This is a genomic window from Bradyrhizobium sp. B097 (genome assembly GCF_038957035.1).
Classification (GTDB): domain Bacteria; phylum Pseudomonadota; class Alphaproteobacteria; order Rhizobiales; family Xanthobacteraceae; genus Bradyrhizobium.
Genome location: NZ_CP152412.1, coordinates 6,909,154 through 6,931,981, shown reverse-complemented (window position 1 = coordinate 6,931,981; position 22,828 = coordinate 6,909,154). Strand labels below are relative to the sequence as shown.

The window sequence follows — 22,828 nt, the reverse complement described above, 5'->3', positions numbered from 1 at the left end:
CCGGCTGAGACTACTTCCGGTCCGCTCGTCCTGTTGCGGTCGAACGAGCCGCTTCGACATTCGGCGCGAGTTTGCAGCGCGATTTGCCGCCGTTTGTGAGATTGGCACATCCGACGAGATCAGGGCACGTGTTCACAGGCTGCGGGAAGAAGAACAAGCGGTCTCGTCTGAGCATCCACGTAAAGTCCGAAAGCATCGCGGCGCTTCAGGCTTGCGAAACGCGAAGTTACGGCGGAACGGTTGAGCCGCGCTATTCTTCGGGAGGCGCGAGCTTCGCGATGGCTGCCTCCAAAGTCTTCGTACAACGAATGAGATCAGCGAGCACCTTCTCGTCGATATCAACCCGTCCCTGATACTCTGCAAGATTGCGCTCGTTATGCGCTTTGAGGAAGATTTGAACGTCAGCGGCACTGGCGCCGATGGTATGAACAAGCGTTTGGAGCACTGAAATCCGATCTTCGGAGCGATAACCGTCACGCCGTAACGCCGCCAAAGCCAACCGATGCGCAGCACCATAGGCAAGCGTAAACTTGCTGTCGGGATCGAGATCCTTTTGGGCGTCGGTCAAGCCTATCCGCGCTGCGGCCAGCATACCGTCATACTCTGAGCGAGATGGAGGCTCCGCTTTAAGCTTCTTGATCTTCACGAGGTTGTCGAGTTCTTGCTTGCCCATGCCTTTAAATCCTTCTCCGAACCGACAATGAAAATCTTGGGTCGATCATTGAGTTTCTGAACAAATGACCCTTTCTGCGATGACTTCCGGCGCCACTCATCGGGTGCGAGAAATGTGGGGCTGACCTTCCGGCCCAGTCTTAACCCGACATCCTGCGCGGTTGTATAGAGGTCAGACAGCCTGAGATCGTCGCCAATCACCATGAGATCAATGTCGCTTTGCGCGACCTCAGTTCCCATGGCGAAGGAGCCATACACAAACGCCGCATCTACAGCGCCCGCGTAACGCTTGAACGCTTCCCTGAAGGCCTTGGTTAAAGCTTCAACATTCAAGCAGCGGCTCCTTGAGCGCTCCGGATGCGGCGCCCTAGCGTCACGCTCGGCCTGGCTTTTTAGACGCTGATATTCATCGACCGAAAGCAGCACCAACCGTTCGCGGCCGTTCTTCGTAATGGTCACGGGCTCGGCCAACGCCTTGTCCTGATAGAGGCCGAGGTTTCGTGAGAATTCCGCAGAACTGACCACTGACATGGAATTATCCTGATAATCCGTTGTTTCCATAAGATACGTATCTTTTCTGATCGATCAAGGAAATTCCGACAATGTATTGAAATCACTTGGCTTTGAAGCTCGCGCTCCCGATGGATCGAACTCAACCTTGTTAAGCGGCGTTCGACGGTTGGGACTTATTTGACTGGCGTTTCGGCGGACCAAGACATGTGTGGCGAAGCGAATTCTGCGACGTTCACCGAAGAGATTTTGATCCACCTGTCCGGCAACAATGCGCCGGAACCCGAAACGGCTGACATCCCCCGGCTGCGGCGCGCTGATCCTCGCGATCGAGGCTAGAACTTCTCCTGCGTGCCATCAGCACTCATTTCAATTGCCATACGACTTGCGGCGCAAGACCATGCAGTCAGCCATCGGGGGATGGAGGAGCGGAATTTCTGCAAACAGCTGGATTGCTATCGCTTCGGCAGACCAACATTTCGCCGCCTGGGGCCGAATTGGCTGCTCGAGGATACCTGCGCTCTCGTGCAAGGCGACCTTCGTCAAAGCCGTAGATATTCTCCTTCCGCAGATAGAACGGGCACTCCGCGCGATTGTCGATCCGATTGGCTGCCGGTTACGAAGACGGACCCTTAAAATGCCAGGCGTTAGCCTGGCCGTCGGCACAAGAGGCATCCTTATTCCGATCCGCTTTCCCTCGGTACTTGGACCGAATTTGAACCTCCACCTTCAGGCGTTTTCTGCGGACGCTCGCGCCCTCAACCTCAACGAGGTTGCCCACGCGCTTGGAACTGGTGTTCCATGAGCATACGGCCCGGCTTGTCATCCATTCGCTTCTCTCCTTGGTGTTTGGAAAGAACGCGCTAAAGAACTCGGTACGCGGTCCAAGTGACACTTCAAGTTTGATATCCCAACCAATATCGATCCTTATGAAATGCTCCTCGATGACTTCCGCGACTTAATGAAAGAACAGCATTCGGCCAGACGGGCAGTTCCACTGCTCCCTTGAGGCGTACCATCTGCGCGAACGGGTAGCGGCCCGGGGCGCTTCGTCCGATCACTCGTTTACGAGCAGCGTTGATGCTTTTGGAGCGCTCACATGCGTGGCTTCCTCAATAAGGGGCGCGGTCGATATGAGCGTCGAACGCGGCAGCAATAGCGCGAATGACAAAACGGTGCTCCTGCCTGACACGGATGAGACCCTCTTCGATGTCCAACATCCCGTCTTCCGCGAGCATTGCCAAGCGATCAGCTGAATCGAGAACAGCAATCGGATCAAATCCGTGGGCAGCACAGATTGCCGGTACGTCGGCCTGCAAGTCGCACATCAGACGCTCGATGATTGCGGCGCGGAGGCGATCTTCGGCGGTGAGACAGTAACCTTTTGAGATTGCCCGACGGCCAGCTCTGCGGAGACGGCCGATGGCTGACAGACCGAAGCCGATCACGGTTCTACAGGTATCGGCTGAATAACCCAAGGAGTTGCGGCGCAGCTGACCGGCTTTCTGTGCCAGCGCGAGCTCGTCGTCCGGCAAGGCGAAGTGGTCGAGCCCGATTTGGCGGTAGCCAGCGGAGACCAGCGTATCGGCCACGGCCGCGGCTTGCTCGGCGCGGGCAACATTGTCCGGCAGCGCCGCCCCGTCGATCTGGCGCTGACGTTTCATATAGGAGGGAACCTGGGGCGTAGCCGAAAACCGCGAGCCGGTCGGGCTGCATCGCCAGGGCCGTCCTCGCTGGAGTGCACGCAGGACTGCACTGTCTGATGTGGCAGCCCGAAGAGAAGGTCGAAGTTGATGCGGCTTATTCCATGTTGGCGAAGATTTTCGACGGCAGACGCCGTGTGCGCCTCGCTCTGGAGGCGGTTGACCGCCCTTTGAACCAGGGGGTCAAAGCTTTGCACGCCGATGCTCGCGCGGCTGGCGCCGGCTGCGCCTAAGGTTTCGGCCATCTCCGCGGTGAACGCGCGCGGGTCGATCTCGATGGCGACGGTAGCCGATTCGCTGAACGCGAAGCAGCGGCGTAGGAGTTCCATCAGGGCGAGGAAATCGGCCGGCGCAATGGTGGTCGGCGTTCCGCCGCTAAAATGCACGTCGCTCACGGGCAAAGCGCGCGGCACTTGCTCTGCGACCAATCGAATCTCCTCCCGCAGCACCGCCACAAAATCACGAATCGGCCGCTCGCTGCGAGTGAGGCTCGTGGGGAAGCCGCAATACCAGCAGATCGACCGGCAGAACGGAACGTGGAGATAGAGAGATACGGGGTCGTCGGGCGGCAGCCGCCTCAACCATGTCTCACAAGCGTCGGCGCCGACGGTCGCAGGGAAATCAGGTACGGTTGGGTAGATAGTGTACCAAGGCAGACGAGCATCGCAATACTTGTTCAGAAGTGAGGTCTGCAGGGCTTAACATTCCCATGCTCATACAACATGAAGCTGACCTATGCTCTCTCCTGTGTCTTTGCGTTATGTCAACGCGCCCGCTTTGAAATCAGCTCCCGTTCTCGTTTACTAGGAAGGAATTGCATATGCGATGGTCGCACGCTCCTCGTTGCTGCATTCTCTACGTCTGTGCTGCCAGCACAGATCAAAAGTGCAAGCAGGTCGAACAAATAGCCTCTGTGTACACTGAAAGCTTCAACACGCAGTGATAGCGCAGGGGGCGCTGCGCTGTTCACGAATCGAGGCGCTTTCGATCATGCAGCAGGTTTGCCTTCGGCTGTTGCGGAGTTCATTCAAGATTCATTCAAAGGCAACTCGATCATCAGGGACAACCCGCGGATTAGATCTGGCCCCTTGGGGCGGAATGGCGCTTGGTCTCGGTGGATCTCGCGTCACCAGCAAGAATCCCAGCGGAGCGTGCATCGAAATCCCGTTCCGAGCCTGGTGATGTCACCGACAAGCAGTTGCTTGTTAGATGAAAACGCCAAATGCGAGATCCTACAACTTGACGCTACGTGCGGTTCAAGTCCCTGGGAGCCCGCATGAAAACATTTTGGACCCCAAGTTGGAAAAATGGTTGAGCCTCAATTCCGCCACGCTGCTTGTCTCATTGCCGCAAGCATCATCACGGATGTACTGATGATGTTGGGGCGGGCCCGGCGCACTTCCAACCCCGGCAAAGTGCGTCGGGGCGCCTTGGCGGCATCCCGTCCCGTCGCCAAATCTAAACAGCTCACCACGCGGGGCTGGCAGCCATGCGCGCGTGCTGGAAGGTCGTCGCAGCGAAGAGACGGATTGAGCATCCAGCCCGCTCCCAGCAGCTGGCGCAAACGGCGCTGTCGCGTTTCCTCCTCCCGGTGTCACGATTGCTTCAATGCGCTTAGTACGCGGGAACCGATCGCTATCCTGTCAAGCGCTTGTCTGGACGGTTGATTCTAACGCGCCCGACAATTGGTACGACACTTGCTGATCCGATCCACAGGTCCTCTCCCTCTGGAGTTGCGCATGCCAAGTGTCCTCTGCATCAAGCAGGTCTCGCGACGCCGCGTATCTCCCGTTGCGCCTCTGACGCGACCATTATTTGCTCCGTCGATTCATTCGCGCCGGACCTGCCTGACGGAACGCCTCAGAGGCCGGGCACTGATGCTAGGCGGTTACCTTTTGCGTCGACTGTTGCGTGTTGCTCATCGATCGCGCCCTCGACGCCGACGAACGGCGGAGGACCAGCCAAGGGTGCGCGATGGCAATCTGCAAGATTGGGAAGAAAAGTGACGCCCCCATCATCTTCGCCAGCAAGCAGAGCATCGATGCCGATATCGAGCAGGTGGAGCCTGGCACCTCCAAGCAAGTCGGCGTGCTCTAGCTCACCGAGATCGCGAAGTGCAGCGCCTGGGGCCCCCTCGTGCTCGCCCTTGAGACCGAACGAAGTGTCAGTCAGGCCGGACCCCGGTCTCGCACAACCTAATCTGACCTGTGCCGACGTCCTAGCCGCTGGTGCGGTTTGGTTCGTATCGCCAGTGAAGTCTTTACGACCGTCGGATCACCTCAGATCGATCGCTCGCGCACGTCGGTCAGACCAGCAATCAGACCTTCTGTCACCGCCTGCATTGCCAGGGCAATTGGGCGCCGGAACGGCATCGAAGGCGCAGACCATCAACACGGACAACATTGCGGCGATCATCGATTTCGCCAGTGCCTTATCCGCGAGCCGGACAGATCAAATTGAGGGTGCATCGGCGCTGTGGTTGCGGCGCGCCGTTCAGCCTGGGTCGAAGGATGGCCGCGGCACCTCGGCCGTTTGACGGCGACGATCACGCCGCTGCGGCTGGCGGCAGGGCAACGAATTCGGGAATGGCGCCTGACGCAGCATACGAGCGCTCCAGACTTCACGAAGAACAAACCCAAGAGTTCAGGTCATGGAATGGAACTTGGCTCCGCCTGAAACAGGCGCAATCGAACGCCGTGACACCGACCTTGATCGGCGTCCTCAGGCGCCCATCATGGATCTTTTCAGCTTTACTGAATGCGCAAACCAGACGCATTCGCTCAGAGCGCTGTTCGAGCTTCTTGTAAGCTGTGCCACCGAGGAGGGGTTCAGTGAAGTTGCTTACGGCGCCCTCAACTTCGTCGAGCCACTTCGGCTGGCGGAGTATCCACCCCCGACTGTGGCTGTGAAGTGGCCGCCAGACTGGTGCGACCGATACTTCAAACGCAAGTACCATACCATCGATCCGGTGGTCCGGCGGACGCCCATGCTGTCGCGGCCGTTTTTGTGGGATCAACTCGCCGACCACTATCAACTTCAACCCGACGAGAGACGCGTACTGGATGAGGCCAGAGAGGCAGGCCTGAAGCATGGCATGAGCGTGCCGTTGTTTGGACCGTTGGGCCGCGTATCTGTGGTGTCGTTTGCATCTCCGTCCGACGATGCTGATCCTCAAGACCGCATTGGTCATCTCAACGCACTGGCGTGGCACTTTCACACCGCCTATGGCGAGATCGCAAGCCCCTGTGATAATGGCCGTGAAAAGAAAGTGGCGCTATCGCAGCGGGAGATCAGTTGCATGCGCTGGGTGGCAGAGGGAAAATCGTCCTGGGAAATTGGGAAGATCCTGCAAATCAGCGAGAATACCGTCAATTTTCATATCAAGAATGCGATGCGAAAGCTGGGGGCGACCAGCCGAATCCAGGCGATCGTGATAGCGATTCGCCTTAATGTTCTTTGAATTCCTCACTCGAATGGCGCAAGCGCCAATTGGCTAAAGTGATGCTCCCGGCTTCGGGTAAATCTCAGCATGGCACTAATTACCGAAACAGCAGACACACCGCTCCATCGAGACGAGCGATTTGAAACCTCACGCCGCGTCAGGTTGTGGGGCTCCGTAACCTTCAGATGAGATGTCTGATCAACTGACGTGGACCGTCAGCGTTGGGGCCCCGGAGGCGTCGTGCCATCCAGCCAGTGATCTCGCTTAGGCGAGCTCGAGCCTGGTGCTTCGGAAAGTGCAGCAGGGATGCCGCTGGAGAGGAGCGCTCGAAGAAAGAACCCCGACCGATGGTCGGGGCTCTCGATTCACCGCCGCAAGCGCGTGGAGATCACTATTTTGCAAACGCCGGGCTGAACTTGTAATTGAGCCGTGCCGTGATGAGATCGATGTCCTGGTGGACGCGGTCGGCGCCAACGGCTGTTGGGAAGGTTACGTTGCTGCCCTGCATGAACAAGTGGTCATACTCGACGCCAGCTGACCAGCTCGGCGTGAGGCTGACTTCGACACCGGCGCCGAGCGCGCCGCCCCAACGCACATCATTGTTTCTGGCAAACTCGGTCCCAGTCCCCACTGAGTTGATGTGATAGGTGTTGCTGGTCACCGCGGCACCGCCCTTCGCGTAAAGCAGCACGGCATTGAACGCGTAGCCGACGTGGCCGGTCAGCAAACCGAACGCATCTGTCTTGGTGCCAACCGTGCTTCCTGGGAAGGCGGTGCTGACATTGGAGCCGCTGAAGTCGGCCCAGTTGCCCTGACCTTCGATGCCGTAGACCGTCCTGAAGATCTGCCAACGATAGCCAATCTGGCCGCCAATGGTGCCGCCGGTTGAATTATGGCAGCCCTCGGGAGTGACGCCATTGAAGTCCCAGCAATTGTCGCTCGATCCCCAGCCACCATTGATACCGACATAGTAGCCGGTCCAGTCGTTGATTGGGGCTGCGACCGGCAACGGAGGCACCTTGATGTTGACGGGCTGCACGGCGAAGTCCGCACCAAATGCGGGCGCGGCCGCACTGAGTGCGCCGATGCTTGCAGTCAGAATCAGCAAATTCTTCATTCGAGTGTTCGTTCCTTTCGATGCCCCCCGGCGCCGTGCGTCTTAGCAACATCATCGCGAATTGCTGTAACTGCAGCACAACATTGTTCCGGAAGAAATCGGCCGAAACGCACGCTGCGTCAGCTTGTGAAGCGCGCGCAACCACCATCGTGCACAGCTCGACCGCGATGTTCCGAACCGAGAGTGGGGCACGCTTAGCGAAAGGCAAGTCCGGATTAGACAACGCTGAATGAACGGACAGTCTTTGATCGATTAGTGTGTTCGTTCTTAGCAGGCGATCCGTTCATCATGGCCTACGAAGCGACGGAGTGGCGCGGCGTGTTTTCCCTCACGCCACTAACCAGCTTCAAAGCCAAGCTACGGCAACACTAGCAGGGTCGCGCGCGCTGTCCGGTGAGTTTCGCCAAATGATGAGCGCTTGACGAAGCACGCTTCCAGGGGCGATCAAGCTCGTCCGTCCAGCAGGACGACCAGGCTGCCGTTTGCGATCATGGCGCGTGCGGCGATCATCGATAAAATCCACCAAGGCCTCGAACTTTGCGGCTCAGCCGGACCGATCGCAGGTCTTGCGCGATGTTGCTCGATCTCTACGCGCTCGCGGGAGCGACAAAAAGTACAACTCGGCCGGGCTCGTGCTTGGCTGTGTTGTGCGGCGCAGTGTTCGCCACGCTTGGCGAAGTGCCACCCTGAATGTGCGCAAGCGCACGCTGAGCCAACGGCAGGAGCAGAATCTATCGCATGCATCGTTTAGTGCGTAAAGAATAGCGCGCCTGTCTCGCTCTTCATCGCGTTGCTCTCAGCTTCTAGCTGACTGGTCGCGCAGCGCCACGAGGGGTGACAGGCAACAGTAGTCGAGGACGTGGTTCGCGTTCAGCGGGGCACAATACCAGCGGAGGAAGATTGGCTCGACCACGATCGATGCGGGCGCCGGCTTCCTGCTGCGTAAGATCACGAAGAGCCGTAACGAAAGCCGAGCGTTTGCCGCCAGTGGAGGTGCGAGCGACCTACTGCTTGGTCGATGGCGCCAGTTCGGCGCGTAAATTGCGTATCGCCTCGTTTGCCAGATGCAAGGTATTTCGTTCGCCGTTCCTTATCGAACACTCCAGGAAACCTCGCAATCGGCTATGAAGGACTGTCTTGAGATTGTGCGCCAGGATCGGGTCCTTCTCGATAAAGCGCCACGCTTTGTCAAATGCGACGCTCACGAGGGCCTCTGGCGCTTGCACTTGTTCGGATAAGACCTGATCCATCTCAAAGCTCCACTCGACGTCCTGATAAGGAAGTAACTTGTCCACGGCGAAACCGAGAGCCTATGACCTGCCCCAGCAAGCAAGAGATCGGGTCCGCGGCCGGGTCGCGCATCGAGCTGCTCTCGGCGTACAATGAAGTTTATATAGAGGCTTGTTGAAGTTCGGATGACCGAATGCCGTAGTGCCAAGCGCGATTCGAATGATTCTGAATCGCTTGAATCGAACGTGCGTTGTCGCGTGCGTCTCTGCCCCATTGCCCGTATTGCTTGGCGTCGTCCAACACTGGTGGCTCTTCTTCCAGGCAATCGAAGATCGATTCCGTACCAATCGCTGCTACAGCCGTGCATCACGAAGTGGCCGTTCGCCAAGCTTTCGCAGCGTCAAGCTGAGGAGCATTCTAGCCGCAGTACTGTCCGTCTTCCATGAAGTTGTTCGCCAATCGTGTGGCGTATTCCGGACACTGCTCGTTTGCTTTGTAACATGTGTCTGCGGCATGCCCCTCGGTATCCGTTGTTCGACCCGTGGGTATGGCCCCGTGCACTTGGTGCGCCTTCTGCCTCGAGTAAAGCGCACCAAGGGAGAAGATGAGGAGATGCTGAGCAATCGCGACAATCCGAGGGTTCGTTGTCGTCCTGCCAAGAAGTGTGGTGTGTAGTTCGTTGTGGGCGTGTAAGGGGCAATGCGGCCGCAACAAGGGAGCCAACCATCCGGGAAAAGTCAGACATTAGGCCGGCGATCAGCCCGTACCGGTGTCTCGCACCCATGCGTTGCGTCGCACGTCCGCGGCATCGGCCGCGAGGTTGGCTGTGGGCATTTAGGACACTATAGCTATGAAGTACTCGAGTAACAGAAAGTGCAGCTGAGATCGAAAAGGAGCTGTATCATCTCCGGCGCAAAATCGTTTAATGCGGCGCCGCCCTTCCGAATCGGGCGGCGATTGGGGACGGCTGCGAAATGGACAAGCCAGTGGAAGCGACACGCTCGCGCGATGGTAAGCCCAGCCTTGCTGCGGTACTCAGTGCAAGATCGCAACAGGGCTGCCGGCCCAGCAATGAACGCTCTGTAAGCCCACCGTCAACCGCAGAAAAACACCAGGTCGCATCTCACTCCGCCGCACGCGACAGAATTAGCGTGGCGATCTTCATCCGGTTGGCAGGAGTTCGCAGAGCTGCCGGTAAGGCCGCCGCTGCTTGATCGAAAACGCGTCCCAAGACCTGAAGGTCTTCCGGATAGTAAACGCCGCGGTCCCGGGACATTCGCGCCGTTCGCCCATCGCCGGTGTGGCCATCGGTTCTGGTATCGCCGAGCTGGCTAAGCTCCAGTTCTGCTGTTATCATTTCGTTTGTGAGTACGTTAAGCAGTCGGACGGTGTCGAGCTCGTTGCCTTGTTCGCCGATCAGGGCGGCAACGATGTCCAGTTGCAGGTCGATGCGATCTTCAAGGTCCTGTTTGCGTGAATTGGAAGGGTCAAGTTCCACGGTGTTGCTCCATAGCAATTAAAAGCGGGGTAGGCCGAGTAAGGAAGTGTGTTTCGTTTTTCCGATTCGCGAGGGGGCGGACGCGAGGCTGGAACGAATTGCGGCCGCACAAGAAAGCCGTGCGCGTGGGGTCGGTTGAGAGCGGCGCACAGGACGAGAGGGCGACGGTGCCGGTTTGTTGGAAGCACGGTGTGGGCGACCGCGGCCGAGCAAGACTGAGCACGCGAGCGGAACGAGAATCTCCGATCACCCGACGTAGGAGCCGGGGAATGAGACCGCGAAGCTGGTCTGGTCACACAGGTCGACATCAGTGCCTCGTCCTGACCGGAGGACATGTGTCTTGCAACTAGGATAGCCGGTTAGAAGCCAGCATTGCGTCGCCAGCAGGCCGCCACAACGCCGGTTTGATGGCGCTGCCCGAGCTGTTCAAGGCGACAAATCCAGGCCACGCTTGCTGAGAGCGCAGTGTGCCGGTTCGAATTCTAAGCGGCGTCGCGCGTCGACCCCGGCCAATGAGAGTGCGTGAGAACCAATCCTCTGGGGCGCGTTTGGGGTGACGGCAATTGGGTCGGCGACAACGCGACAGACTGCGCGCCGGACGTTGCGATGAGCCATCTGACTGCAGCGGGCCCGCACGTGCGTCGATTTGAAAGAGCGAGACGTCTCGTTGCAGATGCAGGCACGAGGGATTTGAGTTGGCCTGCGACTACGCTGAAAGCAAAAAGGGTCCATTGTCACACGACGCTCGTGAAAGGTGCTTTCCGGAAACCGGCGATCGACTATGGGATATTTAGCTAAAACCGGTAAAATCGAAAGTTTTGATGGAACGCATCCAGCTCCCGGATAGCGCGCGCGAGCACGATCAACCTGCTTTGGATGACGCACTATGCCAAGCCATATGAATGGGTTCGGCATGTCATGCCAGCGCTCCCGAAGCCAATCACGTCATCGCCGATGATATCGGTCAAGCAGCTGACATGATGGTACTCGAGGCGCGCTCTGGTGTCCTTGTTGTCGGAGGACCTCCTGCAGTGCAGGCAGGAGGTCCAAATCTGCGGCCAATAAGTCCTTTGCGGTCGGCAGGACGCTCGATCGTAGACGGAAGTGGTGATGCGTTGGCCTGCCGAGGTGAAAAGCTCGGATAGATCTTGTCACCCAGACCGAGGGATGATTTCGGATTGAATTGTGGTTGCGGTGTATAGGGAAATCTCCAACGGCAGGTTTCCGAATGCAAGCTGGCAAAGTAGGTAGTTGGCACCTGCCTGCTCCATCTGATTAAGGAGGAGCTGTCGGACGGAAGCTGGTGTTCCGACGACGCACAACTCGCTCTCAAGCGCTGCATCGAAGGTCAGCGGCAGGTTAGGTGGTGTCGGAATGGCATTCCGCTCGTAAAGGAATTTGAAGCTCTCCAGCCATCGTCGATAAGCAGTTTCGGCGGCGGCATGGGCGTCTTGGTCAGACTGCGCGATCACGACCATGCGGACCAACCCGAGAAATGGTTCTCGACCGTCTGCGGTTGCATTGCGCGCGCGATGGGAGCGGAACGCATCCGTAATGTTTCGGACAGCAGAGGAGGGGCCCACGCACGCCAGATTAGCACCATGTGCGGCGGCCCACTCCGCCGACTCGGCCCGATTGCTCGCGATCCAGGTCGGCGGATATGGACGCTGATAAGGCCTCAAAGTTAAGGGTATCTCGCTCAGCTCAAAATGGTGTCCCCGATAGGATAACGTATGCCCCCTCAGCGCAATATCTAAGATTTCGCTGGCTTCCTCATAACGGCCTGGCGCCGCGTCCGCACTGATGCCGAAATAGCCCCATTCGATCGGCTGCGAGCCCCGTCCGATACCGAGCTCGAGCCTGCCGCCGCTCAACTGGTCGAGCATGCAGATCTCTTCGAATGCGCGCAATGGATGATAGAGGTTGAGCAACAATACCAGCGGACCAACGCGCAGTTTCTGGGTACGCTGCGCTACGCTTGATAGAAACAGATTCGGTGACGGCCCTCTGCCATGTGGTGAGCAGTGGTGCTCGGCCAGGTGATAAGCGTAAAAGCCCAGAGAATCGCATGCCGCCGCCAACTTGAGGCGATCTTCGTATTGTCGGGCGACATCGCGGCCGTCGTCGTCCAAGTGGTCGAAAATGCCGCAAGTTAGTCTTGAAGGAAGGTCGCTTTTCACTCGATCATCTCCGATGGTGGAACAGGGTCCGGGTTGCTTCATGCCGTCGCGCTCAAATACGTCTCGTTGATCATTGGCGCTTAGCGTCGTCTCTTTGGGATGCGTGGCTCTGAGCGTGCACGATGTGAGTGGCTCATGACGACCTGCAGTTGGCGGGTCCCGACCACTACTTTGATAGGAGCTCGCGAAGCGCCGCCACACTGAGCATGTGCTCGACCAGAAGCATCTTTAGCTTCGCGTTCTCATCTTCCAGGGCTTTCAACCGCTTGGCCGCAGCAACGTCCATGCCGCCAAACCTGGCCTTCCAATTGTAGACCGCCGCTTCAGACGTCTTGTGCCTGCGAGCTAGATCAGCCGCTTTCGCCCCAGCCTCGTGCTCCTTCAGTATCGCGATAATCTGCTGTTCTGTGAATCTTGGTCGCTTCATCTGTCCGCCCTTCTTGGGGCCGGACCTGCACTCCAGCGGGAAGATCTTGCGAAGTGAGCCGACTGGCGCCTCGCCATGTTCGGCTTGGCGGCTGCGTGCCCCAAGATGAGACGGTCCTCTCGATACTGGCACTGCCGTTCGAGGGCGGCAGCAAGTGACCATTGCATGAGGCGTGCGGGCACCGAAAATCGGCTTTCATTGATGTTGAGGTCGAGGCAAGTCGCGTGGGAGGCAATCCGGCCGGATGGCACAGCGAGCAGCGCATACCGTTCGCCCCGCTCCGCACGACATGGTGCTCCCTGGAAGTTGCGGAGTGCAGGCGCGGTTGTCAGCATGCGAGCTCGATAGAACAGAATTGCGCGGCAAATTGAGTTTCATGGCTACTGTTGCGAAAAAGCTAACGGCCAACACTTCGCGACACCGCCAAACAAAGCCGTTGCCATCCGGCATGGAGGACTCATTTGAAGAAGAAAGCCGACGACCCAACGCGGCCAACCATCGAGCTGATCAAATCAGGCTTGGCAAGGAAGAGTTGCAACGCTGAGAGTTGGTGCAGGTACTATTTGTCTATCATCAGACGTAGTTCCTCCTCCAGCGGATCGACATCGGGACGCTCCGCGAGTGCTGCAGTGAGCGCTACAAATGCGCCGAAAGCCGCGAGTACAAGGGAGCACGCGAGTATCGCAGCACCAAGGTCGTGAGAGCGTCGTCTTATCATCTGTGTCACTGGTTGAATTTGGTGAGCCGTTGTGTTCGTGCCGATCAGTTCTGCTCGGCAGCTGCAACGACGCCGTGTTGGTCGTCGTTGCCGCAGATCCGAAAGACGGTCTTAAAGCCACGTTCTGGCAGCTGAGGATTTGTCGAGCCTGGTGATCCTTGAATCATGTCCGCTTCGTCGTAGACGTCGGAGTCGGGGATCGAAGAAGCGGAACAAGAATGACCAGCGACCCAGCCGGACCTGGTCTGTGGTGAGCTCATTGGGAACTGCCACGGCTTGCTTCGGGGCGCAGGCGTCGTCGGCGATGCTCAACGTCACCTTTGTGTCGGGAAGTAGGCCCGAACGGTTCAACGTCTCGACCGCCGCAGCCGCGCCACCGCGCATCAGCGCGCCGGACGCATCGCTGCTTCCGCTGATCGGGCTAACCACGGCAATATGGATGTCGGAGGCGCGCGCAGTCGAGGTGAGTGCGCAGAAGAGGAGCACTGTACTTGCGGCTGAAGCGTAACGTTCATTTAACATTGTAGAGCTCCCAATGCTCACCTGAAGTGAACCGCCAGCCTCTGCGGGCAGACGGGCCTGCAGAGATCGATGCGGTTGCTTCTGCCAAGCCAAGTCATGCGCGTCAGCTCGGCCAAACCGCGACCATGGTAGAGCCTACAATTTGACGTTACGTGCGGTTCAAGCCCCTTTGAAGGGCGCGTTCGATCAATGTGTCAGGGGAGGCCGATCGGCGAGGCCAGGGCGTGAAGAGCTGTCCGGTTGAGTCCATAAAGCTGCTGGCGCGCATCAGAGCGGCCAGATCAACCGACACTTCATCGCGCTCCCAGCTCGAGCAAGGCCGACCGGCAATCCTGTGCGCATCCGCCGTGAGGCCGTCAGTACGGCTGATCCTCCAACCCGGCAAGGGCGAGATCGAGATATTGCATGAGGCAGGGATCCCAACCAGCCAGGCTGCGGGGGGCGCTTAACCGTGCAAGTACCTTCAGCATCGTCGACACGCGTGAATCGGCTCCGGCTATCTCGCCGATCAGCAATCGCGCTGCAATCGCGACAGCCTTTGCCCGCTCGCCGCAAGGATGCTCACCCCTGTCCATACAATCACGCAGCTCATCGCGGATCCGCCGCCACCGCTCCTCACGTTCTGCAGCTAACTTGCATGTGCATCGAGACGTTGGCCTGCGCGTCTCGACCCGCGACATGGCATCCAAAGTGGCAGGCAGCTCATCTACACTTACCTCGACTTCGCCGTCCGTCGTCATGTTGCGCAGACGATCTCGCAACAGGGTCGCACGAGTGACTTGAAGTTCAATTCGCTCCAAATGTTTGCGCAGTAGGTCTGTGAGTGAAGTCGTGCGCTCCATGGCTTTACGGATCTCGTGAAGAGAGAAGCCAAGCTCACGTAGCGCCCGAATCTGATGAACCCGTTGAGCGCTTTCGCGGTCGTACATCCGGTGGCCGCCGTCCGTACGATCTGAGGCGGCTAAGAGGCCCGTGTGCTCGTAGTGATGCAGCGTGCGTACCGTTACTCCGGTCGCCTCCGCCAGTTCGCCAATGCGCCATCGACGCCTTCGTGGTGTAGCTTTGCTCATGTTGTTCAATTTCAAAGCCTACAACCTGACGTCACGTATGATTCAAGCTATTTCAAAGCTCTAGCTGGATCGTCTCTGATTCCAGCGTAAGAGAGGTGACTATCCTCATAACGGCGGGCGATCAACCCTGACGGGAAATGGTGACCAATAAGTTCATCAGGCACGCCAGTTGAGCCTCGCTAACTGCTGTACGCTCCAAAATGAGTTTGGCAATCGCCGTTCGATTTTCCAGAGTTCGCATCGATGGCGGTAACGCTGTGACTGTGCCATCAAAAAGGCTTCCCAAGACGGAAAGGTCTTCCGGATCAAATACACCGCTGTGCTGCGCCAACGTTCAGCTCCTTGTTTGTCATTGCGCCAGAGTAGCGCACGTCGTCAAGACGTGTGGCCGCGATAGGGCCAGAAGAAGTCAGACAGACGGCGCAGGGCGATGAAGATCCGATGCGCTTGAAGGTGATGCGATAGGGCAACACAGGTGCGCGACACTCAGCGTCGAAAGCGTACGGGAGGTTCTCGTCATCTGCACAATCGATCAGCACCGCGCTGGCTGCGCGTCATGGTGCGGCTCCGGCGAGGCCGGATCGTCTCCGCTCGCTCGGAGCCTACTCATTCTGAGGGTTGACGGCGAGCAGCCGTGAGCCGGTCCTGGTATGTCGATCGAGGCTGCTGCTACGCCCGGAGGCAGCACTGCAACGTAAAGGGCTGACTTGAGCGAGGCCGCGAGTGTCGCGCCCTCCGTCTCTGTTGCTAAACCCGCCAAAACAAGGCAACGCTCGGCTTGAGCTGCCGCTTTCGCATCGGGCCTATGCCAATGTGCGCGCAAGCCACACAATGGCGTCATGATCGCCGTCCATGCAGCGAAAACTGCGGGACGTTCGGTCTAGCAACGATAAAGTGCGAGCAGGGCAAGCCTAAATTGCGTGCGTCGAGCGTCCGTCCGGATACAAGACTCACGCACCATGCGAACGTCCCCGCGAGAACGGCTAGACGGATCTAGCGAAGTCTCCGTCAGTATCCGCTTGTTCCGAAGCGCAGATGATCGAGCACTCTTCGCGCGCCGACGCCATGCGGGCCGCCTCCTGCAACAATATCTCTCGCATCCAGGTGCTTTCCGGATCGCTGTTGTGAAGGACAGGCCATTGAACCGCCTCGGTAAAGGTGGGGAAAGGTTGTGGAAGATCGGCAATGCGAAGCGGCATCGTTCTTTGGAAGTTCTTAACGAGCCTCAATGGCATGTTCCCTATGCGGCTTGTGCCTACCAGCAAGGGCGGGATCATGCTGAAGCTCTGCACTAGAATGTCAATGCGCCGATTGAGGCCGAGACCGAGTAAAAAGGTTTCCTCGATGGCGGCCTTACGCGTGCCTCCGAGCTTAACCGCAACGTGGCCCATCGACATATATCGATCAAATGTAAGCTGCCGTAGTAGCTCGCTGTTCGTGCAGCAGCCAACGCAGACGAGCCTCTCCTCGAACAGGGCCACCCGCGGGTGCGCGCTGGACATGAATAGCTCCGGCAGGATAACAAAATCGACGTCGCCGCGCCGGAGAAGCTCATCGTGCTCATCGGTGAGTGCCACCAATTCGAAGCTGACAGCGGGTGCTTCTCGCGCGACACGCTCCACGACATTTCGGAAGAACACGACTGTCATAGAATCAGAAAGGCCGATCCTGAATCGCCGGTTCGATTGAGCCGGGTCGAACGCCTCCCGCGCGATAATGGAGAGCTGGATCTGCATCAGGGCCTCGCGAACAGGAGCCGCCAATCCCTCGGCGCGTGAGGTCGGGACAAGTTCCCGGCCTCTCATTGCAAACAGCTCATCACGGAAATAGGACCGCAGTCGGCTAACGGCTGCGCTCATGGCCGGCTGACTAAGGTTAATCTTGCGTGCTGCTGCGGTGAGATTGCGCTCTCTCATTAGAGCGTCAAGCACGACGAGGAGATTTAGATCCAGGCCTTTGAAACGCATATCGTCTTATCCGGCGCAAACGTTTTGCGGTGCATACAATGAGCGACAACGGCTGCGCTTGAAGAAGTCTCATTGGCTCGCCCGAATCAACTCCGTTCCTACCGTGCGATCGCGAAAAGAAGCTCGCGGAATCATCGCTAGATTGGCGAGCAAGGCGATCGGCGGACCACCAGCGGCCGGAAGCCGTCGGTAGCCGCGATGATCGATCTCGCCGCTCCGGCGACGCTCGCAGCGCGAACTGGACAATAACATTGTTGGCAGGCGGCCCCGGAGCTTATCCGGCAAGAGCCGTCGAGTTCGCCAATGCGCCCCGTCGACGTCCGCGTAGCGCAGCGTTAGTCACGGCGGCCAATCTACAACCTGACGCAGTGTGGGATTCAAGCAATTTAATTCTGCTAGCCAGACATTATTGCAGCCGAAGACGTCCCCACGATCGTGCCGGACGCCGCCGCTTGCAGTACAAGCGCGCCAAACCACACCTTGCGAGATCACGACGCTCGCCAATGGCGAATCGTCGCAACCCATCGCCGGTTCGCACAGCCTTGTTACAGCATCGCCGTCCGAGACGTTGAAATGCCAAAGCGGCCGAGCACGTCGGAGGGGTTAGTAGTATGCTTGCAACCTGCCGCGAGCGGCTTGTGGCGAACTTAGCGGTGGCTGCGAGTTGGGGTCTCTTGACGAGCAGATGCTATATTGGATGCCTCCTCCAACAATATCCGACGCATCCACATGCTCGCCGGATCGGTATTGTGGAGCGCTGGCCACTGCACAGCCTCGGTGAACGTGGGCAGGGGGAGCGGGGGCTCTACGATCCGCAGGGGCATCTGCTGTTCGAAGTGTCTGGCGAGTCGTAAGGGCATTGTCCCTATACGGCACGTGTCTACCAATATAGGCGGAATCAGGCTAAAGCCCTGCACAACGACCTCAATGCGTCTCTTGAGGCCGTGCTCAAGCAAAAACCATTCTTCGAGGTTGGGTCTCGGCGCTCGTCCGAACTTGGCCGTAACGTGCCCCATCGAAATATATTTCTCGAATGTAAGCTGTCGTGATAGCTGCTTGTTCGTGCGGCATCCCACGCATACGAGGGTCTCATCGAACAGGGTCGCCTTCGGATGCGCGCTCGACATGAACGGTTCCGGCAGTATGAGAAAATCGACTTCGCCGCGGCGGAGCAGCTCATCGCGCTCATCTGAAAATGGTAGCAATTCGAAGCGCACTGCAGGAGCTTCCTGTGCGATACGATCGACAATTCTCCGAAAAAAGACGATTGTCATGAAATCGGAGAGAATGACCCTGAAGCGTCGGGCCGACTGAGTCGGGTCGAACCTGTCCCGTGAAATGATCGAGAGTTGGATGTGCAGCAGGGCCTCGCGAACCGGCCCCGCGAGCGTCTCCGCGCCAGGTGTCGGGACGAGCTCGCGACCTCTCATCGTAAACAGTTCATCGCGGAAATAAGTGCGCAGCCGCGCGATCGCAGCGCTCATAGCGGGCTGGCTCAGGTTAATTTTGCGCGCCGCCGCTGTGAGGTTGCGCTCCGTCATCAGAGCGTCGAGCGCAACGAGAAGGTTTAGATCAAGGCCGTTGAACCGCATGTTGTGAGTCTATCCATCGTGTGGATGTGTTCGATCGAAACAATCGATTTTACCAAATTGCGGAATGTTGGATAGCAAACATCAGTTTGGAAAAATCTATCAGGCATATCACGATGGCTGCTGTTGGTTGCGCGGGCTCCGAGAAGAACTCCTGGACGTGTGGGCGCCTGCCGAACCCGTTCAGCGGGGGCGCCTATCGGCGCGCCATGCGACCTGCGTCGCTTCTTCTCGATGCGACGAGGGCTCGATACGACGCTAGGCGGGCCCCGACAAACCTTCGTATGTGTATTCCATCCCTTTCCATATCGGCGGTTTACCCACGTACACTAGAGGCTGCGCTCAGCCTCGCCTTAGTGTCGCGATCGAGCGGCAGGCGCAGATTGCGAATGCCAAAGATCTCGGGCGAATGGCCAAACGGCTCGCCTGTCCATCGCATTCAGGGCGCGTCGAAAATGCATAAGACCCAAGTTGATCTGGTGCCAATCGGGCGCGCCCGCGATGAGGTCTCACGCATCGATGGCCAACCCTCAGACTGCACAGCGTCGATAGCGATCCTGGACGAGGCGGAACCGCTCGGTGGCGCCGATAGGTTGTGGGCAATCCGATCGCCCCGTCGGCATGTCCCGGCATATCTCGGGCGTGGCATCGGTCGGAACGACGCGCGCAACCTGTACGATCATCTCGCTCCCAGTGACGGCGTCATTCAAATCGATCTGCTCGGGCGCGGTGCTGGCGAGGAGAGCCGAGCTCTGATGCCGCATGTCAGCGCATATCAGTATTGATCGGCGGTTCGGCAAATTGCTAGTTGCTCACGTGGCCATCTCCGCTCTTAACCTAACTGGTGCAGGGAAGTCCGTCATGAATATTGCCGGATCCCGGTCCGCGGACGGTCCTTCAGCGCGCTCTCAAGTCCAGTGGAGCCTTCGCTGGGAAAACGAGCTGCGGCTCGCCGACCATGCCGAGCTCGCCGACTTCTTCCGTAAGAGCTACGGGCCGACCGGTGCGTTCAATGCGCAGTCATTCCAAGGCAATCGAAGTTGGGCCGGTGCTAGGCCGGAGGTCCGCGCTATTGGTTACGACGCGCGCGGTGTCGCTGCGCACATCGGCCTGCTACGCCGATTCATCAACGTTGGCGGGGTCGATCTGCTCGTTGCCGAACTGGGACTATATGCGGTGCGTCCGGATCTTGAGGGGCTCGGAATCAGCCACTCAATGCGCGTGATGTATCCTGCACTGCAGGAGTTCGGGGTTCCGTTCGGCTTTGGTACGGTTCGGCCTGCGCTTGGGAAGCATCTTAACAGACTGGTCGGGAGGCAGGGGCTGGCAACCCTCATGTCGGGTATTCGCGTCCGGTCTACGCATCCAGATGTGTATCCCAATTTGTCACCGATCCGGATCGAAGATGTTCTCGTGGTGGTTTTCCCCCTTGGACGCTCGATAAGCGAGTGGCCGGCCGGGACGACTATTGATCGCAACGGGCCTGAGCTGTGAAAGAACTCGTCCCCCCGTCCGCGGTGCGTCGCGATTACGCTGACATCAATGGAAGTCGCAGCGTCTATTTGACCTTCGATGATGGGCCAAATCCATTTTGCACGCCAGACGTCCTTGATTTGCTGACGCAACATCGGGTGCCGGCGACCTTCTTCGTGATCGGCACGTACGCGACCGATCAGCCTGAACTCATTCGACGAATGATCGCGGAGGGGCACGAGGTCGCAAACCACACGATGACGCATCCGGATCTGTCCCGATGTGAACCAGCAGTGGTCCACGATGAAGTGCTAACGGCGAGCAAGGCGATTCGCTTGGCGTGCCCGCAGGCCTCGCTTAGGCACATGCGAGCACCCTACGGCATATGGACCCAAGAGGTGCTCGCTATCTCAGCGAGGGCTGGTCTCGCAGCTGTGCACTGGTCTGTCGATCCGAGAGATTGGTCGCGCCCTGGGGTTGATAGGATTGTGAATTCAGTGCTGGCGGCCGTTCGCCCGGGTGCAATTGTGCTCCTGCACGACGGATATCCTCCGGGTGAGGAGAGACTGGGCGCCAATGCCACTTTGCGTGATCAGACGGTGATGGCGCTGTCATATCTGATTCCGACGTTACAACAGCGCGGGTTTGCAATCCGTCCGCTTCCTCAACTTCACTGAATGATACTGGCACCCTATGGACCTGTTCGCTACAACCAGCGCTGTCGCCGTGTCGTCTTATGCGCTGCTCTCGACTGTCTACAAGAGCGCGCAAGCGCTTTATGCTCAGCCGGCGATTGCCTCCTCGCTGCAGGACGATCTGGGACAATCCGATGGAGCTCTTCCGAGCGTCGACGTCATCGTGCCTTGCTTCAACGAGGACCCAAACACGCTCTCCAAATGCCTCGAGTCGATTGCACGTCAAGACTACGCTGGAAAGCTGCAAGTCTATGTGGTCGACGACGGATCTGCAAATCGCGACGTTGTGGGGCCTGTACACGACATCTATGCGAACGATCCGAGGTTCAGCATCACCTTGCTGGCCAAGAATGTTGGAAAGCGCAAGGCGCAGATTGCTGCAATACGCAGCTCCTCTGGGGACCTGGTGCTCAACGTCGACTCGGATACGATCCTTGCCGCTGACGTGGTCACGAAGCTTGCACTGAAAATGCGAGAGCCAGAAATCGGTGCGGCCATGGGTCAGTTGATAGCGAGCAATCGCGGCGAAACCTGGCTGACCAAGCTGATCGACATGGAATACTGGCTAGCGTGCAACGAAGAGCGCGCCGCACAGGCTCGTTTTGGTGCAGTCATGTGCTGCTGCGGCCCATGCGCAATGTATCGTCGCTCTGCTCTCGCTTTGCTGCTTGATCAATACGAAGCGCAATTTTTTCGTGGAAAGCCGAGTGATTTCGGCGAGGATCGCCATCTGACGATCCTCATGCTCAAGGCGGGGTTTCGAACCGAATATGTCCCGGCCGCAATCGCAGCAACAGTCGTCCCCGACAGCCTTGCGCCATATCTGCGTCAGCAACTCCGCTGGGCCCGCAGTACCTTTCGGGACACGTTTCTTGCATTACGCCTGCTGCCCGAACTCGATGGCTATCTCACCCTAGACGTTATCGGACAAAATCTCGGCCCCTTGCTCCTCGCGCTGTCATCACTGGCTGCGCTCGCACAGTTGGTAATCGGCGGGTCGGTGCCCTGGTGGACGGCACTGACGATTGCGGCAATGACAATGGTTCGGTGCAGTGTGGCAGCCTTCCGTGCACGCGAAGTACGGTTTCTCGGCTTTTCACTTCACACACCGATCAACATCTTTCTCTTACTGCCCTTGAAAGCTTATGCGCTTTGCACATTGAGCAATAGCGATTGGCTGTCGCGTAAGGTCGTCAACTTGCCAACCGAAGGCGAAAATCAGGCCGTCATCCCGCACGCGAATGCTGGACCAAGCCATGCAAGTACCGCGGGAAGTTCAGGCGCAGTTCGTAGGCCTGGGTTTTCGCACCGTCCATCGAGCTTGGCGGCGGCCGAGAGCGCCTGCGGTCGCGATCGATCGACTGCCTACAAATAGGTCGATTGAACTCGTGATAGCGGACAACAACCATCAGCTACTAGAGCGCGAGTTGGCTGTCGACGAGCCATGGCGTCTCGACGGCAATTCGTTCGAGCAGGAGCGGTACGCGCAAATGCTCCGGATCTTGCGTTGCAACGGGGATGTTGGGCATGCCCTGGAGGTCGGATGTGCAGTCGGCGCATTCACAGAGATGCTGGCACCGCACTGCCAACGAATCACCGTGCTCGATGTCATGCCGCAGGCGATTAAGCGCGCGCGCCAACGGACCAAGAGGTGGTCGCATATCACGTGGATAACTTGCGACATTCAACAGTTCTCGACGGCTGAGCAGTTCGATCTGATCGTCGTAGCTGAGAGTCTCTACTATCTCAAGGACGTTGCCGAGATGCACGCGGCGGTCCGCAACGTGGCGAGTATGCTTGCACCAAACGGCGTTCTGCTGTTCGGATCCGCGCGCGATGCCACGTGTCGGCGCTGGGGTCATGCTGCTGGTGCTGAGACGCTGATGTCCCTCTTCAATGAGAGTCTATCGGAGATCGAGCGTCTGCATTGCCACACGGAGTCGGTCAACGAAGAATACTTGCTCGTCCTGTTCCGGAAGCTGAGCCACTCGTTAGAACAATCAAAATAGCGGTCA

General features: G+C 58.3%; 18 protein-coding genes and 2 pseudogenes. 7 read left to right on the top strand and 13 right to left on the bottom strand.

Going from position 1 to position 22,828, the window contains the following annotated elements; genetic code table 11:
* Nucleotides 1-250: 250 nt before the first annotated feature.
* The 3 genes and pseudogenes from AAFG07_RS31905 to hemN all read right to left on the bottom strand — a co-directional run bounded on the left by AAFG07_RS31905 (nt 251) and on the right by hemN (nt 3,580).
* Nucleotides 251-673, bottom strand: coding sequence for a hypothetical protein (locus AAFG07_RS31905; RefSeq protein ID WP_342723695.1), 423 nt, complete (start codon nt 671-673; stop codon nt 251-253).
* On the bottom strand, nt 643-1,203 hold the full coding sequence (locus AAFG07_RS31900) for a type II toxin-antitoxin system prevent-host-death family antitoxin (RefSeq protein WP_342723694.1): 561 nt from the start codon (nt 1,201-1,203) through the stop codon (nt 643-645). The genes AAFG07_RS31905 and AAFG07_RS31900 overlap by 31 nt, the downstream gene beginning before the upstream one ends.
* A 1,091-nt stretch (nt 1,204-2,294) precedes the next feature.
* A pseudogene (hemN, locus tag AAFG07_RS31895) lies at nt 2,295-3,580 on the bottom strand (oxygen-independent coproporphyrinogen III oxidase).
* Nucleotides 3,581-4,796: 1,216 nt separating this feature from the next.
* On the opposite strand from hemN, the gene AAFG07_RS31890 reads away from it, so the two are divergent.
* Complete coding sequence (locus tag AAFG07_RS31890) at nt 4,797-4,982, top strand: hypothetical protein (RefSeq protein WP_342723693.1); 186 nt, start codon at nt 4,797-4,799, stop codon at nt 4,980-4,982.
* Between the two features lie 637 nt (nt 4,983-5,619).
* Nucleotides 5,620-6,345 carry a LuxR family transcriptional regulator gene (locus tag AAFG07_RS31885; RefSeq protein WP_342729300.1) on the top strand — a complete coding sequence of 242 codons (726 nt, stop codon included), beginning with the start codon at nt 5,620-5,622 and terminating at the stop codon, nt 6,343-6,345.
* A 373-nt stretch (nt 6,346-6,718) separates the two neighbouring features.
* On the opposite strand, the gene AAFG07_RS31880 is transcribed toward AAFG07_RS31885, so the two are convergent.
* The 10 genes and pseudogenes from AAFG07_RS31880 to nodD1 all read right to left on the bottom strand — a co-directional run bounded on the left by AAFG07_RS31880 (nt 6,719) and on the right by nodD1 (nt 18,648).
* The gene (locus AAFG07_RS31880; RefSeq protein ID WP_342723692.1) at nt 6,719-7,444 is read right to left on the bottom strand and encodes an outer membrane beta-barrel protein; all 726 of its coding nucleotides are present in this window, start codon (nt 7,442-7,444) and stop codon (nt 6,719-6,721) included.
* A 1,004-nt stretch (nt 7,445-8,448) separates the two neighbouring features.
* Nucleotides 8,449-8,694, bottom strand: coding sequence for a hypothetical protein (locus tag AAFG07_RS31875; RefSeq protein ID WP_342723691.1), 246 nt, complete (start codon nt 8,692-8,694; stop codon nt 8,449-8,451).
* Nucleotides 8,695-9,797: 1,103 nt separating this feature from the next.
* The gene (locus AAFG07_RS31870) at nt 9,798-10,172 is read right to left on the bottom strand and encodes a NolY (RefSeq protein ID WP_342723690.1); all 375 of its coding nucleotides are present in this window, start codon (nt 10,170-10,172) and stop codon (nt 9,798-9,800) included.
* Between the two features lie 1,151 nt (nt 10,173-11,323).
* On the bottom strand, nt 11,324-12,352 hold the full coding sequence (locus AAFG07_RS31865; RefSeq protein WP_342723689.1) for an LLM class flavin-dependent oxidoreductase: 1,029 nt from the start codon (nt 12,350-12,352) through the stop codon (nt 11,324-11,326).
* A 169-nt stretch (nt 12,353-12,521) separates the two neighbouring features.
* A pseudogene (locus tag AAFG07_RS31860) lies at nt 12,522-12,779 on the bottom strand (transposase); the annotation flags it as partial.
* 829 nt (nt 12,780-13,608) lie between these two features.
* On the bottom strand, nt 13,609-14,019 hold the full coding sequence (locus AAFG07_RS31855) for an ABC transporter substrate-binding protein (RefSeq protein ID WP_342723688.1): 411 nt from the start codon (nt 14,017-14,019) through the stop codon (nt 13,609-13,611).
* Nucleotides 14,020-14,375: 356 nt separating this feature from the next.
* The gene (locus tag AAFG07_RS31850; protein WP_342729299.1) at nt 14,376-15,089 is read right to left on the bottom strand and encodes a MerR family transcriptional regulator; all 714 of its coding nucleotides are present in this window, start codon (nt 15,087-15,089) and stop codon (nt 14,376-14,378) included.
* A 121-nt stretch (nt 15,090-15,210) separates the two neighbouring features.
* A complete protein-coding gene (locus AAFG07_RS31845; RefSeq protein ID WP_342723687.1) occupies nt 15,211-15,420 on the bottom strand; it encodes a hypothetical protein in 210 nt (69 codons plus the stop codon).
* A gap of 652 nt (nt 15,421-16,072) precedes the next feature.
* Complete coding sequence (gene nodD2, locus AAFG07_RS31840; RefSeq protein ID WP_342723686.1) at nt 16,073-17,056, bottom strand: transcriptional regulator NodD2; 984 nt, start codon at nt 17,054-17,056, stop codon at nt 16,073-16,075.
* Nucleotides 17,057-17,703: 647 nt separating this feature from the next.
* Entirely contained in the window at nt 17,704-18,648 is a 945-nt protein-coding gene (gene nodD1, locus AAFG07_RS31835; protein ID WP_342723685.1) for a transcriptional regulator NodD1, read from the bottom strand.
* A gap of 386 nt (nt 18,649-19,034) precedes the next feature.
* On the opposite strand from nodD1, the gene AAFG07_RS31830 reads away from it, so the two are divergent.
* The 5 genes from AAFG07_RS31830 (at nt 19,035) to nodS (ending at nt 22,822) form a co-directional block, all read left to right on the top strand.
* On the top strand, nt 19,035-19,430 hold the full coding sequence (locus AAFG07_RS31830; protein WP_342723684.1) for a hypothetical protein: 396 nt from the start codon (nt 19,035-19,037) through the stop codon (nt 19,428-19,430).
* A 76-nt stretch (nt 19,431-19,506) separates the two neighbouring features.
* Nucleotides 19,507-20,139: a NodA family N-acyltransferase gene (locus tag AAFG07_RS31825; RefSeq protein ID WP_342723683.1), complete on the top strand. Its 633-nt coding sequence runs from the start codon at nt 19,507-19,509 to the stop codon at nt 20,137-20,139.
* Complete coding sequence (nodB, locus tag AAFG07_RS31820; protein ID WP_342723682.1) at nt 20,136-20,795, top strand: chitooligosaccharide deacetylase NodB; 660 nt, start codon at nt 20,136-20,138, stop codon at nt 20,793-20,795. Before AAFG07_RS31825 ends, nodB begins: the two co-directional genes overlap by 4 nt.
* Before the next feature lie 16 nt (nt 20,796-20,811).
* Nucleotides 20,812-22,188 (top strand): chitooligosaccharide synthase NodC, encoded by a 1,377-nt coding sequence (nodC, locus tag AAFG07_RS31815; RefSeq protein ID WP_342723681.1) that lies wholly within the window; start codon nt 20,812-20,814, stop codon nt 22,186-22,188.
* 13 nt (nt 22,189-22,201) lie between these two features.
* Nucleotides 22,202-22,822, top strand: a complete 621-nt coding sequence (nodS, locus tag AAFG07_RS31810) for a nodulation methyltransferase NodS (protein WP_342723680.1) — start codon at nt 22,202-22,204, stop codon at nt 22,820-22,822.
* Nucleotides 22,823-22,828: the final 6 nt, after the last annotated feature.

Coding starts and splice junctions, on each gene's coding strand:
- AAFG07_RS31905 (WP_342723695.1), bottom strand. CDS start 673: ATGGGCAAGCAAGAACTCGACAACCTCGTGAAGATCAAGAAGCTTAAA.
- AAFG07_RS31900 (WP_342723694.1), bottom strand. CDS start 1,203: ATGTCAGTGGTCAGTTCTGCGGAATTCTCACGAAACCTCGGCCTCTAT.
- AAFG07_RS31885 (WP_342729300.1), top strand. CDS start 5,620: ATGGATCTTTTCAGCTTTACTGAATGCGCAAACCAGACGCATTCGCTC.
- AAFG07_RS31880 (WP_342723692.1), bottom strand. CDS start 7,444: ATGAAGAATTTGCTGATTCTGACTGCAAGCATCGGCGCACTCAGTGCG.
- AAFG07_RS31875 (WP_342723691.1), bottom strand. CDS start 8,694: ATGGATCAGGTCTTATCCGAACAAGTGCAAGCGCCAGAGGCCCTCGTG.
- AAFG07_RS31855 (WP_342723688.1), bottom strand. CDS start 14,019: ATGTTAAATGAACGTTACGCTTCAGCCGCAAGTACAGTGCTCCTCTTC.
- AAFG07_RS31850 (WP_342729299.1), bottom strand. CDS start 15,089: ATGAGCAAAGCTACACCACGAAGGCGTCGATGGCGCATTGGCGAACTG.
- nodD2 (WP_342723686.1), bottom strand. CDS start 17,056: ATGCGTTTCAAAGGCCTGGATCTAAATCTCCTCGTCGTGCTTGACGCT.
- nodD1 (WP_342723685.1), bottom strand. CDS start 18,648: ATGCGGTTCAACGGCCTTGATCTAAACCTTCTCGTTGCGCTCGACGCT.
- AAFG07_RS31830 (WP_342723684.1), top strand. CDS start 19,035: ATGCCAAAGATCTCGGGCGAATGGCCAAACGGCTCGCCTGTCCATCGC.
- AAFG07_RS31825 (WP_342723683.1), top strand. CDS start 19,507: ATGAATATTGCCGGATCCCGGTCCGCGGACGGTCCTTCAGCGCGCTCT.
- nodC (WP_342723681.1), top strand. CDS start 20,812: ATGGACCTGTTCGCTACAACCAGCGCTGTCGCCGTGTCGTCTTATGCG.